12 protein-coding genes and 1 pseudogene are annotated in these 15,215 nt (G+C 68.8%); 7 read left to right on the top strand and 6 right to left on the bottom strand.

Annotated elements, in window-relative coordinates; genetic code table 11:
* On the bottom strand, positions 1–1,338 hold the full coding sequence (locus ACSQ9I_RS04280; protein ID WP_436312374.1) for a PQQ-dependent sugar dehydrogenase: 1,338 nt from the start codon (positions 1,336–1,338) through the stop codon (positions 1–3).
* 134 nt (positions 1,339–1,472) lie between these two features.
* Between ACSQ9I_RS04280 and ACSQ9I_RS04275 the strand changes: the two genes are divergently transcribed.
* From ACSQ9I_RS04275 to ACSQ9I_RS04260, 4 genes are all read left to right on the top strand, one after another.
* A complete protein-coding gene (locus tag ACSQ9I_RS04275; protein ID WP_436295433.1) occupies positions 1,473–2,216 on the top strand; it encodes an alanyl-tRNA editing protein in 744 nt (247 codons plus the stop codon).
* A 46-nt stretch (positions 2,217–2,262) separates the two neighbouring features.
* A complete protein-coding gene (locus ACSQ9I_RS04270) occupies positions 2,263–4,443 on the top strand; it encodes a protein-disulfide reductase DsbD family protein (protein ID WP_436312373.1) in 2,181 nt (726 codons plus the stop codon).
* A gap of 93 nt (positions 4,444–4,536) precedes the next feature.
* Positions 4,537–5,229 carry a redoxin domain-containing protein gene (locus tag ACSQ9I_RS04265; RefSeq protein ID WP_436312372.1) on the top strand — a complete coding sequence of 231 codons (693 nt, stop codon included), beginning with the start codon at positions 4,537–4,539 and terminating at the stop codon, positions 5,227–5,229.
* 38 nt (positions 5,230–5,267) lie between these two features.
* Positions 5,268–5,705: a CoA-binding protein gene (locus tag ACSQ9I_RS04260; protein ID WP_436312371.1), complete on the top strand. Its 438-nt coding sequence runs from the start codon at positions 5,268–5,270 to the stop codon at positions 5,703–5,705.
* 15 nt (positions 5,706–5,720) lie between these two features.
* Here ACSQ9I_RS04260 and ACSQ9I_RS04255 read toward each other — a convergent pair whose 3' ends face one another.
* Both ACSQ9I_RS04255 and ACSQ9I_RS04250 read right to left on the bottom strand, forming a co-directional pair.
* Positions 5,721–6,725 carry a Bug family tripartite tricarboxylate transporter substrate binding protein gene (locus ACSQ9I_RS04255; RefSeq protein ID WP_436312370.1) on the bottom strand — a complete coding sequence of 335 codons (1,005 nt, stop codon included), beginning with the start codon at positions 6,723–6,725 and terminating at the stop codon, positions 5,721–5,723.
* Positions 6,726–6,760: 35 nt separating this feature from the next.
* Positions 6,761–7,855 carry a tartrate dehydrogenase gene (locus tag ACSQ9I_RS04250; RefSeq protein WP_436302794.1) on the bottom strand — a complete coding sequence of 365 codons (1,095 nt, stop codon included), beginning with the start codon at positions 7,853–7,855 and terminating at the stop codon, positions 6,761–6,763.
* Between the two features lie 106 nt (positions 7,856–7,961).
* On the opposite strand from ACSQ9I_RS04250, the gene ACSQ9I_RS04245 reads away from it, so the two are divergent.
* The 3 genes from ACSQ9I_RS04245 (at position 7,962) to ACSQ9I_RS04235 (ending at position 12,484) form a co-directional block, all read left to right on the top strand.
* Positions 7,962–8,888 (top strand): LysR family transcriptional regulator, encoded by a 927-nt coding sequence (locus ACSQ9I_RS04245; protein ID WP_436295428.1) that lies wholly within the window; start codon positions 7,962–7,964, stop codon positions 8,886–8,888.
* A gap of 23 nt (positions 8,889–8,911) precedes the next feature.
* Complete coding sequence (hemE, locus tag ACSQ9I_RS04240; protein WP_436295427.1) at positions 8,912–10,015, top strand: uroporphyrinogen decarboxylase; 1,104 nt, start codon at positions 8,912–8,914, stop codon at positions 10,013–10,015.
* A gap of 369 nt (positions 10,016–10,384) precedes the next feature.
* On the top strand, positions 10,385–12,484 hold the full coding sequence (locus tag ACSQ9I_RS04235; RefSeq protein ID WP_436312369.1) for a primosomal protein N': 2,100 nt from the start codon (positions 10,385–10,387) through the stop codon (positions 12,482–12,484).
* A 7-nt stretch (positions 12,485–12,491) separates the two neighbouring features.
* On the opposite strand, the gene ACSQ9I_RS04230 is transcribed toward ACSQ9I_RS04235, so the two are convergent.
* The 3 genes and pseudogenes from ACSQ9I_RS04230 to ACSQ9I_RS04220 form a co-directional block, all read right to left on the bottom strand.
* On the bottom strand, positions 12,492–12,701 hold the full coding sequence (locus ACSQ9I_RS04230; RefSeq protein ID WP_093111325.1) for a hypothetical protein: 210 nt from the start codon (positions 12,699–12,701) through the stop codon (positions 12,492–12,494).
* A 154-nt stretch (positions 12,702–12,855) separates the two neighbouring features.
* Positions 12,856–13,875 carry an AEC family transporter gene (locus ACSQ9I_RS04225; protein ID WP_436312368.1) on the bottom strand — a complete coding sequence of 340 codons (1,020 nt, stop codon included), beginning with the start codon at positions 13,873–13,875 and terminating at the stop codon, positions 12,856–12,858.
* A 26-nt stretch (positions 13,876–13,901) separates the two neighbouring features.
* A pseudogene (locus tag ACSQ9I_RS04220) lies at positions 13,902–15,195 on the bottom strand (phospholipase D-like domain-containing protein).
* Between the last annotated feature and the right edge of the window lie 20 nt (positions 15,196–15,215).

Genomic DNA, 15,215 nt, shown 5'->3' with positions numbered 1-15,215 from the left:
CTACTTCGCTCGCGCGACGCGCCAGACGGCGTTGCCCACATCGTCGGCCACCAGCAGCGCGCCGCTCTTGTCGAGCGCCACGCCGACCGGACGGCCCTGCGCCTTCTCGTCGGCGCTCAGGAAGCCGGTGACGAAATCGACCGGCGGCCCGCTGGGCCGGCCGCCGCTGAAGGGCACGAACACCACCTTGTAGCCCGACAGCGGCCTGCGGTTCCACGAGCCGTGCTCGCCGATGAACACGCCGTTGGCGAACTCGGGCGGCATGCCGCGCGGGTTGGAGAAGGCCAAGCCCAGCGCTGCGACGTGCGAGCCCAGCGCATAGTCGGGCACCACGGCCTTGGCCACCATCTCGGGCCGGGGCGGCGTCACCCGCACATCGACATGGCGGCCGTAATAACTCCAGGGCCAGCCGTAGAAGGCGCCATCCTTCACCGAGCTCAGGTAGTCGGGCACCAGGTCGCTGCCGATCTCGTCGCGCTCGTTCACCACCGTCCACAGCACGTTGGTCTCCGGTTCCCAGGCCATGCCGTTGGGATTGCGCAGACCCGTGGCGAACAACCGCTTCTCGCCGCTCTTCACGTCGACCTCCCAGATCGCGGCCCGGCCCTCTTCGGCCGCCAGGCTGTTCTCGCCGATGTTGCTGTTGGAGCCGACCGTTACGTAGAGCTTGGTGCCCTCGCGGTTGGCGATCACGTTCTTGGTCCAGTGGTGGTTGATGCCGGCCGGCAGATCGGTCACCTTGGTCGGGGCGGCCGTGATCGAGGTCTGACCCTCGGCGTAGGGCACCTTGACCAGCGCGTCGGCGTTGGCGATTAAGAGCTCGTTGCCGACCAGCGCGACCCCGAAAGGAGACACCAGGTTCTGCATGAACACCTGGCGCACCTCCGCCGCGCCGTCGCCGTCGGCATCGCGCAGCAGGGTGATGCGGTTGGCGCTCGGCACTTGGGCACCGGCGCGCTTCATGATCTGACCCATCACCGCGCCCCTGATCATGTCCATCAGGCCGCCGCCGTTCGCGCCTTCCGGCTTCGGCGGCTTGTTGCTCTCGACCACCAGCACGTCGCCGTTGGGCAGCGGGTAGACCCAGCGCGGATGGTCCAGCCCGCGGGCCAGCGCCGTCACGGTGAAGCCGCTGGGCACGCTCGGGCCGGCGGTGTCGGTCCAGCCGGTGGCCGGGGCGATGTTGACGGTCGGGATCAGCGTCTTGTTGGGCGCGGGCAGTTGCGGCGTGGGGCCGATGCCGGCCTCGGGCGGCAGCTTGGCCGTTTCCCCGCAAGCCGCGAGCAGCATGACGGCGGCCAGCAGCGCAGCGGCCGAAGAAAGCTTGGAATGCTTCATGGGTCGGATGTCCTTCAGGCGACTACAGGCCATGCAGCCACGAATCATCCGGATCGCGCAAGCTCCCGCTGTCGGTTGTGGGCGCTTTCTGGCGTGGGTGCACCCCGGCGCGGTGGCGCCGCTACCATCGGGCGATGACCGACGACCTGTTCCGCTCCGACGCCTACCTGCGCGAATGCCGGGCCCGCGTCGTGCGCGCCGACGAAGCCGGCATCGTGCTCGACCGCACGGTGTTCTATCCGCAGGGCGGCGGCCAGGCCGGCGACAGCGGCCACCTGCTGGTGGCCGACGGGCGCGAACTGGCGATCGCCGACACGCGCAAGGGCAAAGACGCCGAGGGCCGGGCGACCGACGAGATCGTCCATCTGCCGGCGCCCGGCCAGTCCGAACTGCTGGGCACGCTGAAGCCGGACGATGCCGTGACGGCCCGCATCGACTGGGAGCGCCGCCACAAGCTCATGCGCTTCCACACCGCGACCCACCTGCTGTGCCACCTGGTGCCGCAGCCGGTCAACGGCTGCTCGATCACCCCCGAGTACGCGCGGCTGGACTTCCACATGACCGATCCGCTGGACAAGGAAGCGCTCACGACCGGCCTGGCGCGCCTGGTCGCTGCCGGCCATCCGCTGGCCGTGAGCGCCATCACCGATGCCGAGCTCGACGCCAATCCCGCGCTGGTCAAGAGCATGAGCGTGCAGCCGCCGCGCGGCACGGGCACGGTCCGCACCATCCGGATCGGGGATGCCGAACAGATCGATTTCCAACCCTGCGGCGGCACCCACGTGGCGAACACACGCGAGATCGGCCAGGTCATCGTGACCAAGATCGAAAAGAAGAGCGCCACCACCCGCAGGGTGGTGCTGGGGTGGGCCGCATGAGGGCCACCCGGAACTTCGCCCCGCGCGGGCGCTCCGACTGACCGGCATGGCATTTCTCCCCTCCCTTCGTCTTGCGGCCTTCCTGGCCGCCACTCTCGCGGCCTGCCTGCCGGCTGCGGGCCAGCTGGCTTCCAAGGTCGGACCCGTCGTCACCACGCCCCATGTGCGGGCGGAACTGATCGCCCATGCGCCGCAGGGCGTCGTCGCCGGCGCGCCGGTCTGGGTCGGCCTGCAGATCACGCACCAGCCCGAGTGGCACACCTACTGGAAGAACGCCGGCGACTCCGGCCTGCCGACCGAGCTCGCCTGGTCGCTGCCGGCCGGCATCTCCAACGGCGACATCGCGTGGCCGGTGCCGAAGAAGATCCCGATCGGCACCCTGGCCAACTACGGCTACGAAGGCACGGTGCTGCTGCCGGTGCCGCTGACCGTGGCGTCCGACTTCAAGCCCGCCGCAAGCCTCGCCGGCGCCAACGGGCTCGACATCAAACTCAAGGCCTCCTGGCTGGTTTGCCGCAAGGAATGCATTCCAGAAGACGGAGAGTTCCTGCTCAAGCTGCCGCTGCAGGGCTCGACCGCACTGCACAAGAGCGCCTTCGACGCCGCTCTGGCCGCCCAGCCGGCCGCGCTCGCGAAGCCGGGCACGATCGCCATCGAGGGCGACAAGCTGCAGGTCCGCCTCGAAGGCCTGCCGGCGGCGGCGCGCGGCAAGACCCTGGAGTTCTTCCCCGAGACCGGCGAGGTGATCCACACGGCGGCCGTGCAGGGCAAGGACTGGACGCAGGCCTGGCAGGGCGACGCCTGGACCGCCACCGTGCCGCTCTCCGATCAGCGCAGCGCCAGCCCGACGACGATGCCGGTGGTGGTCGCCCTGGCCGAGGCCGACCGGCAAGCCGGCCAGCCCATTGCCTGGCGCGCCGAAGCGCCGGTTGCCGGCACCTGGCCGGCCACGGCCCCGCGGGCGGAGGTCTCGCCGGCTTTGCAGGCCGCGCTCGAAGCCAACACCGCGGCGCCCCTGCCGCAAACGGCAGGCAGCTTTGTCGCCGCGCTGCTGGGCGCGCTGCTCGGCGGCCTGCTGCTCAACCTGATGCCTTGCGTGTTCCCGGTGCTCGCGATCAAGGTGCTGGGCTTCACGCGCCAGGCCGAAGACCACAGCGGCCACCGGATGGCCGCGGTCGCCTACACGGCCGGCGTGATGCTGTCCTTCCTGGCGCTGGGCGGCGCGATGCTCGCGCTGCGCGCGGCCGGCGCCGAACTGGGCTGGGGCTTCCAACTCCAGTCGCCGGCGGTGGTGGCCGTGCTGGCCGCGCTTTTCACGCTGATCGGGCTCAACCTCGCGGGCGTCTATGAGTTCCGCATGCTGGCGCCGGCTTCGCTGTGCGGCGCCCAGGCCCGGCACCCGGTGGTCAACGACTTCCTGTCGGGCGTGCTCGCGGTGGTGATCGCCTCGCCTTGCTCGGCGCCTTTCATGGGCGCTTCGCTGGGCTTCGCGATCGGGCTGCCGGCCACGCAGGCCCTGCTGATGTTCGCGGTGCTCGGCTTCGGCCTCGCCCTGCCCTACCTGGCGGCGGGCTTCGTGCCGGCGGTGGCGCGCTTGCTGCCGCGACCCGGACCGTGGATGAACACGCTGCGCCGGCTGCTCGCTTTTCCGATGTTCGCCACGGTCGCCTGGCTGGTCTGGGTGCTGGGCCAGCAAAGCGGTATCGACGGCGCGGGCGCGCTGCTCGGCCTCCTGGTGTGCCTGGCGGCGATCGTCTGGGCGTTCACGCTGCGCGGGCGCACGCGCATCGTGGTGGCCAGCCTGCTGATCGCGGCCACCGCGGTGCTGGCGGGCGCCATCGGCGGCAACGTGATGCGCAGCGCGGCGCCGGCCGTGGCCGCGACCGGCGACCGCTGGCAGCCCTGGTCTGCGACGCGCGTGAGCGAACTCGCGGCCGCCGGCCGGCCGGTGTTCATCGACTTCACGGCCGCCTGGTGCGTGACCTGCCAGTACAACAAGCGCAGCACGTTGGCCGATGCGGCGCTCCTGGCCGAGTTCGATGCCAGACAGGTCGCCATGCTGCGCGCCGACTGGACGCGCCGCGATCCGGCGATCACCGCCGCGCTGACCGCGCTGGGGCGCAGCGGCGTGCCGGTCTACGTGCTGCAGGCGCCGGGCAAGGCGCCCGTGGTGCTGACCGAAATCCTTAGCAAAGAAGAGGTACGCTCGGCCTTGGCGACGCTTTGACCCCGAGTCTCTACGGGTTGTCACAAGCAGGTGAGAAAACCGCTCTAAGCTGTGGCGGTTGTTGAATATATTGATTGGGAGTTCAAGCTGACCATGCCTTCATCGTCATCCTCCGACTCGCGTTCCTACCGTGCCGCGCGCAATGCCCGCGCGGCCCTGAGCCGGGCCTCGCGCCGCGCCGTGGTGGCCGCCGCGGTGGCGCTCGGCGCCACTTTCCTCATGGGCACCCACGCCATGGCCGCGCCGGCCGTGGGCCAGAAGGCGCCCGATTTCGTCGCCGTCGACACCAGCGGCAAGCAGCACCGGCTGTCGGATTTCGCCGGCAAGTTCGTGGTGCTCGAATGGACCAATCCGGGCTGCCCGTTCGTGCGCAAGCACTACGGCAGCGGCAACATGCCTGCCACCCAGAAGGCGGCCACCGACAAGGGCGTGGTCTGGCTGTCGCTCAATTCGACCGAGCGTGCCGCCAGCGACTACCTGAAACCGGCCGCACTCGATGCCTGGATGAAGGAGCAGTCGGCCGCGCCCACGGCCGTGCTGATGGACGAAGACGGCGTGATCGGCCGCGCCTACGCCGCGCGCACCACGCCGCATCTCTTCATCATCGATCCTAAGGGCGTGCTGGTGTACGCGGGCGGCATCGACAGCATTGCGTCGGCGCGCGCCGAGGACATCAAGAGCGCCACCAACTACGTGAACCAGGCGCTCGGCGAAGCCTTCGGCGGCAAGCCGATCAGCGCGGCGGCCACCAAGCCCTACGGCTGCTCGATCAAGTACAAGGCCTGAGCACGGTACGGTTGCGCGCCGCGCCGCAAAATGGCGCGATGAAAGACGCAACCCCACCCACCGACATCGGAGCGCTGCTCGCGCGCACGCGCACCATCGCCGTCGTCGGCCTCTCGCCGAGCCCGCATCGCACCAGCTACGGCGTCTCACAATACATGAAGGCGCGCGGCTTCCGGATCGTGCCGGTCAACCCGAACACGCGCGAGGTCTTCGGCGAGAAGGCCTATCCGACGCTGAGAGAGGCCGCGAAGCACGAGAAGATCGACCTGGTGAACGTGTTTCGCCAGGCCGAAGACGTGCCGCCGGTAATGGACGAAGCCATCGCCATCGGCGCACCGGCGCTCTGGATGCAGCTCGGCATCATCAATCAGGCAGCAGCGGCCAAGGGTCGCTCGGCCGGGCTGGAAGTGGTGCAGGACCGCTGCATCATGGTCGAGCATTCGCGGCTCACCAGGGGCGCAACGCCCTGGCGCTAAGGGCCTGCTCAGGCCCTAATCGATCGCGACCTTTCCTTCTTTCACCAGCTTCGCGAACTTCGCCGTCTCCTCGCGGATCCGGCCTGCCATTTCCTGCGAGCTGCCGCCCAGCGGCTCCGCGCCGATGGCCTGCATGCGCTCGGCGAAGTCCGGCGACTGGATGATCTTCACCATCTCCGCGTTGAGGCGCGCCACCACGTCCTTCGGCGTGGCCGCCGGCGCCAGCACGCCGAACCAGGTGCCGATGTCGAAGCCCTTGAGTCCGGCCTCCTCGAGGGTGGGCACCTCCGGCAGCACCGACGAGCGCTTCGCCGTGGTCACGGCCAGCGCGCGCAGCTTGCCGCTCTTGATGTGCTGCAGCACCGGCGTGATGGTGTCGAAGGACATCGCCACCTGGCCGCCGAGCAGGTCGGTGGTGAGCGGGCCGCTGCCCTTGTAGGGCACGTGCAGCAGTTCGGCGCCGGTGCTGGCCTGGAACTGCGTGCCGATCAGGTGTTGCGCGGTGCCGTTGCCGTTGGAGCCGTAGGCCAGCTTGTCCTTCGCGGACTTGGCGAGCGCCACCAGTTCGGCGACGTTTTTGGCCGGCGTGTTGGCGGCGTTGACCACCAGCACGTTGGGCACCATGGCCACGACGGTGATGGGCGCCAAGTCTTTCTGGAAATCGTAGGGCAGCTTCTTGTAGACGCTGGTCGCGATGGTGTGGTGCACCGCGCCCATCAGCAGCGTGTAGCCGTCGGGCTTGGCCTTGGCCACGAAGTCGGCGCCCAGCGTCGCACCGGCGCCGGGCTTGCTCTCGACCACCACGGGCTGGCCGAGGCTTTGCGAGAGCCGGTCGGCCAGCGCGCGGGCCAGCACGTCGGTGGTGCCGCCCGAGGGGAAGGGCACGATCAGACTGATGGGCTTGGCGGGCCAGGGCTGCTGCGCAAAAGCCTGCGTGGACCCCAGCGTGGAGGCCAGGCCGAATGCGAGGGCGCCGGCTTGCACGAAGCGACGGCGGCGGGGCTCGAAGAAGAAGTTCATGCTGTCTCCATGTCGTTGTGTTCGGCGGCGCTCTCTCAGGCCGCGCGGCGCTGCGCCTGCGCGGCGGCGATGTGGCCGCAGACGGCGCGGGTCACGTCGTCGGTCGTCGCGCTGCCGCCGAGATCGCGGGTATGGAGCGCAGGGTTGGCGGTCACATGCTCCACCGCCTCCATCAGGCGCGCGGCGGTCGCGGCCTCGCCCAGGTGTTCGAGCAGCATCACGACCGACCAGAAGGTGCCGACCGGATTGGCCAGGCCCTTGCCCATGATGTCGAAGGCGGAGCCGTGGATCGGCTCGAACATCGAGGGGTAGCGGCGCTCGGGATCGATGTTGCCGGTGGGCGCGATGCCCAGGCTGCCGGCCAGCGCGGCCGCCAGGTCGCTCAGGATGTCGGCATGCAGGTTGGTGGCGACGATGGTGTCGAGCGTGGCGGGGCGGTTGACCATGCGCGCGGTGGCGGCGTCGACCAGTTCCTTGTCCCAGGTGACATCGGGAAACTCCTTTGCGATCTGCACCGCGATCTCGTCCCACATCACCATCGCATGGCGCTGCGCGTTCGACTTGGTGACCACGGTCAGCAGCTTGCGCGGGCGCGATTGGGCGAGCCGGAAGGCGAAGCGCATGATGCGCTCGACGCCGGCGCGGGTCATCATGCTGACGTCGGTCGCGGCCTCGATCGGATGGCCCTGGTGCACGCGGCCGCCGACGCCGGCGTACTCGCCCTCGGAGTTCTCGCGCACGATCACCCAGTTCAACTGCTCGGGCGTGCAGCGCTTGAGCGGCCCGTCGATGCCCGGCAGGATGCGCGTCGGCCGCACGTTGGCGTACTGGTCGAAGCCCTGGCAGATCTTCAGGCGCAGGCCCCACAGTGTGACGTGGTCGGGGATGTGCGGGTCGCCGGCAGAGCCGAACAGGATGGCGTCCTTGTCGCGCAGTGCGGCCAAGCCGTCGTCCGGCATCATCACGCCGTGCTGGCGGAACCAGTCGCCGCCCCAGCCGAAATCCTCGAACTCGAAGTTCAGCTGGCCGCCCGAGGCGGCGGCCAGCGCTTCCATCACCTGACGGCCGGCCGGGATCACTTCCTTGCCGATGCCGTCGCCGGGAATGGTGGCGATGCGGTATGTCTTCATGAGTCAGCCCCTGTTGAAAAGATGGGCTGACTGTAGGAGCCGGACAGCTCTACGATGCGGGCCTGGATTCAAGCCATCGTTAACCTGCGTTCAACAATCGATACCCATGACCAGCGGCATCCAACCGGCCGAGCTCGGCTTCTTCTCGGCGCTGGCGAGCGCCCCCAGCCTCAGCGCGGCCGGCCGCGACCTGGGGATCAGCACGGCCGCCGTCAGCAAGCGGCTGGCGCAGATGGAAGGCCGCCTGGGCGTGACGCTGGTCAACCGCACCACGCGCCGCATGAGCCTCACGCCCGAGGGCGAGGTGCTGCTCGAACGCGCACGCAGCATCCTCGACGAGATCGCCGACCTGGACGAACTGCTGAGCCAGTCGAAAGGCAGCCCCAAGGGCCTGCTGCGCGTGAACGCGACCCTGGGCTTCGGGCGCACGCATGTGGCGCCGGTGATCTCGCGCTTCGTGCGCAGCCATCCGGAGGTCGACGTGCAGCTGCAGCTGTCGGTGAATCCGCCGCCCTTCAGCGACGATGCCTTCGACGTCTGCATCCGCTTCGGCGAGCCGCCGGACGCACGCGTCATCGCGCGGCGCATCGCGGCCAACCAGCGCCTGCTCTGCGCCTCGCCCGCCTACCTAGCGCGCTGCGGCCAGCCGAAAGTGCCGCGCGACCTGATGCGTCACAACTGCATCGGCATCCGGCAGGGCGACGAGGCCTACGGCCTGTGGCGCCTGAGCACCGGCCGCGGCGCGCGCCAGCGCACCGAGGCCATCAAGACGCGCGGCAGCCTCACGACCAACGACGGCGAGATCGCGGTCAGGTGGGCGCTCGACGGGCATGGCATCGTGATGCGCGCGGAATGGGACATCAACCGCTACCTGCGCAGCGGCCGCCTGGTGCAGGTGCTGCCCCAGTACCGCACGCCCGGGGCCGACATCTACGCGGTCTATCCACAGCGCTACCAGCTTTCGACGCGCGTGCGCGCCTTCGTCGACTTCCTCGCACAGGCATTGGGGCAGGCCGGGCGCGCCGCCGAATGAGCCTGCCCTGCGACAATCGCAGGATGCCTTTCGCGCCACTTCAGAACGACACTTTCCTGCGCGCCTGCTGGCGCCAGGCCACCGATCACACCCCCGTCTGGCTGATGCGCCAGGCCGGGCGCTACCTGCCCGAATACGTGGCGACGCGGGCCCGCGCCGGCAGCTTCATGGGCTTGGCCACCAACGTGGACTACGCCACCGAGGTCACGCTGCAGCCGCTCGAGCGCTATCCGCTTGATGCCGCGATCCTGTTCTCCGACATCCTCACGGTGCCCGATGCGATGGGCCTGGGCCTCTCCTTCGAGGCCGGCGAAGGGCCGCGTTTCGCACGGCCGGTGCGCGACGAAGCCGCGATCGGCGCGCTCGCAGTGCCCGACATGGCCAAGCTGCGCTACGTGTTCGACGCGGTCGCATCGATCCGCCGCGCACTCGATGGCCGGGTGCCGCTGATCGGCTTCTCGGGCAGCCCCTGGACGCTGGCCTGCTACATGGTCGAGGGGGCGGGATCGAGCGACTATCGGCAGGTCAAGACCCTGCTCTACAGCCGCCCCGATCTCATGCACCGCCTGCTCGCGGTGAATGCCGATGCCGTGGCCGCGTATCTCAACGCGCAGATCGACGCCGGCGCGCAGGCCGTGATGGTGTTCGACAGCTGGGGCGGCGTGCTGGCCGACGGCGCCTTCCAGGATTTCAGCCTGGCCTACACCGCGCGCGTGCTCGCGCAGCTGAAGCGCGAAGGTGCCGACGGCCTGCCGGTGCCGCGCATCGTCTTCACCAAGGGCGGCGGACTCTGGCTCGAAGACATGCGCGCGCTCGACTGCGAGGTGCTGGGCCTGGACTGGACCGTCAACCTCGGCCACGCACGCGCACTCGTGGGCGAAGGTGCAGGGGCCAAGGCGCTGCAGGGCAACATCGATCCCAACGTGCTGTTCGCCGCGCCCGCGCAGATCGAGGCCGAGGTGGCGAAGGTGCTGCAGAGCTTCGGACGGCCGCACACCGATCGCGCTTCGACCGGGCCGACCCACATCTTCAACCTGGGCCACGGCATCAGCCAGTTCACGCCGCCCGATCACGTTGCGGCGCTGGTCGCTGCGGTGCATGCGCAATCGCGCGCGCTGCGTGTCTGAAGCGACTGTTATAGGTTGTAAGTACCTAAGAACGACCGATTCGCATTTGTCAAGTCGAAAGGGTGAGGACCGACTGACTTATGCACAAAACACTTGCTGCGCTGCGCAAAAATATCTTTGGACCGCAAATCCCTGCTCCTAAAGCGATGGCGTCGCTAAGTCATTGATTTATATGGACTTTGAACTTTGCTTTTTTTGCGGGCATTCCAGCCGGAGCCTTGATTTTCAAGGGCTGGCGGCGAGTCGGGCCCGGATATCAACAAAGTTATCCACACAAACTCTGGATGGCTTCCAAAGCGCAGGCAAATCAACGACTTAAGCCGCATTGCTACAACTTGCTTTAACCAACGGCCGTAACAGGACCACGCCTTGAACTGGCGCATCGACGTCGCGGTCCAGACTCCTGCGCACAGCGCATTAGGGGATGTACTGAGCTACGCCAGCGCCGAAACGCCGGCCATCGGGTCCTTGCTGCGGGTGCCGCTGGGTCGTCGCGAGGTGCTGGGCGTGGCATGGGCGGTCCATGCGCTCGAGGACGGCGCGGCGCCCGCCATGGAACTCAAGCCCGTCGCCGCCGTGCTCGATGGGTTGCCGCCGCTGAACGATGCCTGGCGCGACCTGGTGGCCTTTGCCGCCCGCTACTACCAGCGCTCGCTCGGCGAGATTGCGCTGGCCGCGCTGCCGCCCCAGCTGCGCGACCTGAGCGCGGTGCAGCTGGCGCGGCGGCTCAAGCGCCAAGCCGTGCCGGCGCACTCCCCTGCCGCCGGCGCGGCGCCCGACGGCCTGGCACTGTCTGCCGAGCAAGCCGACGCACTGGCCCGCTTCGATGCCGAGACCGGCCCCTTCCTGCTGTTCGGCAGCACCGGCAGCGGCAAGACCGAGATCTACCTGCAGGCCGTGGCGGCGCTGCTGGCGCGCGAGCCCTCCGCGCAAGCGCTGGTGATGGTGCCCGAGATCAACCTCACGCCGCAGCTCGAAGCACGTTTCAAGGAGCGCTTCGGCGACGGCACCGTGGTCTCGTTGCACAGCGGCATGACGAATCCGCAGCGCCTGGCCAGCTGGCTCGCGGCGCACAACGGCGCAGCGCGCATCGTGCTCGGCACGCGCATGGCAGTGTTCGCGTCGATGCCGGCGCTGAAGTTGATCGTGGTCGACGAGGAGCACGACCCCAGCTACAAGCAGCAGGAAGGCGCGCGCTACTCGGCGCGCGACCTGGCGGTGTGGCGCGGCCAGCGCGAAGGCGCGAAGGTGATGCTCGGCTCGGCCACGCCCTCGCTCGAAAGCTGGCACCAGAGCCGGCCGGCCGCGGGCGAGGATGCCGGCGGGCGCTATCTGCGGCTGGCCATGCCCTCGCGCATCGGCGCCGTGGCGCTGCCCGCCGTTCGGCTGGTCGACATGAACCTGCAGCCGCCCAGGACCGTGCTTTCGGGCGCGCTGCTCGATGCCATCGGCCAGCGCATCGCGCGCGGCGAGCAAAGCATGGTGTTCCTCAATCGGCGCGGCTATGCGCCGGTGCTGGCCTGCGGCGACTGCGGCTGGAAGAGCGAATGCCCGCACTGCAGCGCCTACCGCGTGTTCCACAAGATCGACCGCACGCTGCGCTGCCACCACTGCGGCTTCACCGAGCGCGTGCCGCGCGCCTGCCCGGCCTGCGGCAACCCCGACATCGCGCCGGTGGGCCGCGGCACGGAACGCCTCGAGGAGCACCTGGGCGAGCTGTTCGCGAGCGTGAAGCGGCCCGATGGCAGCGCGGTGCGCATCGCGCGCATCGACGCCGACAGCACGCGCCGCCAAGGCGCGCTCGAATCGCAGCTCGCCGCCGTGCATGCGGGCGAGGTCGACGTGCTGGTGGGCACGCAAATGATCGCCAAGGGCCACGACTTCCGGCGCATCACGCTGGTGGCCGCGGTCAATCCCGACGGCGCGCTCTTCTCGAGTGATTTCCGCGCGCCGGAACGGCTGTTCAGCCTGCTGATGCAGTCGGCGGGACGCGCGGGACGCGACGCCGCCTATCTTTCAGCGCAGGGCGCGACCGCCGAGATGTGGATCCAGACCCACCATCCGCAGCATGCGCTGTTCGCGGCGCTGCGCCGGCACGACTACCCGGCTTTCGCCCAGCGCGAACTCGAAGAGCGCGCCGCTGCCGGCATGCCGCCCTACGCCTTCCAGGCGTTGCTGCGGGCCGACGCCCGGACGCAGGAGGCGGCACAGGCTTTTCTGAATGCCGCCAGCGAGGCGGCCGATGCGCTGGAAGGGGCCGAGCGCGTGACCCGCTACCCGGCCGTGCCGCTGGCGATCCAGCGCGTGGCGAATGTGGAGCGGGCGCAGATGCTGGTCGAAAGCGCGTCGCGCGCGGCGCTTCAGCGCCTGCTGGCGGCCTGGCAGCCGCTGTTGCACGGACTGCGACGGCAGCCCGAGGGCAAGGGCGTGATCCGCTGGCTGGTCGACGTGGACCCGCACAGCATCTGAGTGCGGCTCAGGGCAGGCCCACGGGCTGCTTGCCCATCTCGATATAGCGCAGTTCCGACCGGCGCCGCCGGTGCGAATGACCCGGCCATGCAAACAGCAAAAGGCTCGCTGCGCCCGTCGCGAGCGCACTACCGATGCCCAGCGCACCCACGAGCCAAAGCCAACTGACGGTAGCGAGCCACGCCACCCAAAGCACCCAGCGCGTCAAAGTCGTCATGCCGTTCCCCCGGTATCTGGCGCCACTTTAGCAGCGCGAATGCAAACCTAAGCATTAGTCAAAAGCAATAGTTCACACTATCCACCGAGGAGTGACGGCGTCTTGTAGGAAATATTCTGAAACAGAGATTGCCGACGGCAATGGGCTTCCGAAGTTAGCCCCGACTAGCCATCCATCTCACCGCCAGGGGAAAGCTGAAGAAGGCTGCCACGGTGGTCCACAGAATGACGCGCGCAATGCGCCCGTTGTCGGCACCGAAGCGCTCGGCCAGCATCGACACGTTGCTTGCGCTCGGCAGCGCGGCCACCAGAACGATCGCCATCAGCGCCGGTTGGCCGAGCGGCAGGCCCAGCGCGATCGCGCCTCGCGCGAGGCCATAGACCAGCAAGGGATGCAGCAGCAGCTTGATCGCCGCGACGCAGAGCACGTCGGCAAGCGGCGCCTTTCGCAGCGGCTGCGAGGCGCTGCCCATCGCGGCGGCGACGAGCGCGCTCGCCCGGTGCTCGCGCGCCAGCAGCGACGAGCGCGCCAGTACCGCGCCGATGGTGAACAGCGCCACCGGCGAGGCGGCATCGGCTAGCATCGCGATCGTGCGTTCGACCGGCGCCGGGAGCCCAAGGCGCGTGGCCGATGCCAGCCCGCCGAGCACGATGGCCCATGGCATCGGGTTCTGCACGATGCCGCGCAAGGCCTGTCGGGCTGCCTTGGCCGCACCGTGCTCGTCGGCGCCGGCCAGGCGCGACAGCGCGATGCACAGCGAAGAGGTCACGACCAGATCGAAAGCGATCGTGATGATCATCGGAGACGCCGCCTGCGTGCCGAGGATCGCGACCAGCAGCGGCACGCCCATGAAGCCCGTGTTCGGAAACGCAGCCACCAGCGCACCGAAGGCCGCATCGTTCCAACCGATGCGCTGCCTGCGCGCCAGGGCCACCGTGGCTGCAACCACGATCAACGCGCTCGCCCCCCACACCAGCGCCACGCCGGCATCGAGCAGCTGCGCGATCGGCGCTGCAGCGCCGAAGCGAAACAGCATGCACGGCAGCGCGAAATAGAGCACGAAGGCATTGAGCCCCGGAATTGCCGCGAGCGGCAGCGCACCGGTGCGAGCCGCTGCGTAGCCGGCCGCGATCAAGGCGAAGAAGGGGATGGTGACGAAGAGGATCTGCAGCACGCGGGCGATTGTCGTTGCCGCGGTACTCAGAGCTGCGGCCCCAGCAGCGCGGCCAGGTGCTCCATCAACTTCTCGCGCCATGGCCGGTCCTGCCACTGGGCGAAGCTCACCGCCTTGCTCTTCGCGAGATCGTCCTCGAACACCGCCACCTGCGCCCGGGCGAAGGCCTCGTCGTAGATATTGAGGTTGGCCTCGTCGTTGAGGCGCAAGGAACGGTTGTCGAAGTTGGTCGAGCCGACAGACACCAACAGGTCGTCGACCACCATCACCTTGCAGTGGTACATGGTCGGCTGGTATTCGCTCATCTGCACGCCGGCTTCGAGCAGCGGACCCCATCCGGCGCGCGACGCGCGGCGCACGGTCTGCGCGTCCATGATCGGGCCGGGCGTGATGATGCGCACGCGCACGCCGCGCTTCACCGCGGCGATGAGGGCATCGCGCGCGAGATCGTCGGGCACGAAGTAGGCGCTCGAGAGATCGATGGTCCTGGTGGCCGCCGCGATCGACAGCAGGTACATCAGGTGCATGCTCTCGCTGCCGCCCGAGGGCGAGCTGCTTAACATCTGGGCCGCACCGCCGCCGCGCAGCGCAATGGCCGGGAAGTAGCGCTCGCCGTGCAGCACCTCGCCCGATACCTTGATCCAGTTGTCCATGAAAACGGCCTGCATCTGCGCGACCACCGGCCCTTCCACCTTGTAGTGCGAGTCGCGCCAATGGTCGGGGTCCTGCGCGTTGCCGGTCCACTCGGGCGCGATGCCCACGCCGCCGGTGAAGCCCACCACGCCGTCGACCACCAGCAGCTTGCGGTGCGTGCGGTTGTTGAAACGCGCGATGTCGTACCAGCTCGGCTTGTGGAACCTGCGGATCTCCACGCCTGCTTCTTCCATCGATTGCAGAATCTTCTCCTCGATCTTCTGGCTGCCTACCCAGTCGAGCAGCACATGCACCTTGATGCCGGCGCGGGCGCGTTCCGACAGCGCATCGGCAAAGGCGCGGCCGATGTCGCCGGACCAGTAGATGTAGGTCTCGAAGGTGACGCTCTTCTTCGCGCCGCGGATGGCCGCGGATGGCCGCGAGCATCGGCGGAAAGATCCGGTCGCCGTTGATCAGCGCCTCGAACCGGTTGCCCTCCGTGACCGGCGGCCCGAGCAGGACGCCCATCGCACGGCGGAACTGCGCATCGTGCAGGCTGTACTCGCGCTCGATGTGCTGCTCGATCTTCTTTTCGCCGGGCAGGAAGTTCAGCACGACCAGCGTTGCCGCCACCGTGGCGAGCGCGGACCAGAAGGCGATGGTGAGCGGATGTCTTGTTTTCTTCATGCGGCGGCGCCGATCACAAA

Source organism: Variovorax sp. LjRoot84 (assembly GCF_964254305.1).
In the GTDB taxonomy this organism is placed as follows: Bacteria; Pseudomonadota; Gammaproteobacteria; order Burkholderiales; family Burkholderiaceae_C; genus Variovorax.
The sequence above is the reverse complement of the archived record's forward strand: the minus strand, read 5'-3'. Positions and strand labels throughout refer to the sequence as shown.

Coding starts and splice junctions, on each gene's coding strand:
- ACSQ9I_RS04280 (WP_436312374.1), bottom strand. CDS start 1,338: ATGAAGCATTCCAAGCTTTCTTCGGCCGCTGCGCTGCTGGCCGCCGTC.
- ACSQ9I_RS04275 (WP_436295433.1), top strand. CDS start 1,473: ATGACCGACGACCTGTTCCGCTCCGACGCCTACCTGCGCGAATGCCGG.
- ACSQ9I_RS04270 (WP_436312373.1), top strand. CDS start 2,263: ATGGCATTTCTCCCCTCCCTTCGTCTTGCGGCCTTCCTGGCCGCCACT.
- ACSQ9I_RS04265 (WP_436312372.1), top strand. CDS start 4,537: ATGCCTTCATCGTCATCCTCCGACTCGCGTTCCTACCGTGCCGCGCGC.
- ACSQ9I_RS04260 (WP_436312371.1), top strand. CDS start 5,268: ATGAAAGACGCAACCCCACCCACCGACATCGGAGCGCTGCTCGCGCGC.
- ACSQ9I_RS04255 (WP_436312370.1), bottom strand. CDS start 6,725: ATGAACTTCTTCTTCGAGCCCCGCCGCCGTCGCTTCGTGCAAGCCGGC.
- ACSQ9I_RS04250 (WP_436302794.1), bottom strand. CDS start 7,855: ATGAAGACATACCGCATCGCCACCATTCCCGGCGACGGCATCGGCAAG.
- ACSQ9I_RS04245 (WP_436295428.1), top strand. CDS start 7,962: ATGACCAGCGGCATCCAACCGGCCGAGCTCGGCTTCTTCTCGGCGCTG.
- hemE (WP_436295427.1), top strand. CDS start 8,912: ATGCCTTTCGCGCCACTTCAGAACGACACTTTCCTGCGCGCCTGCTGG.
- ACSQ9I_RS04230 (WP_093111325.1), bottom strand. CDS start 12,701: ATGACGACTTTGACGCGCTGGGTGCTTTGGGTGGCGTGGCTCGCTACC.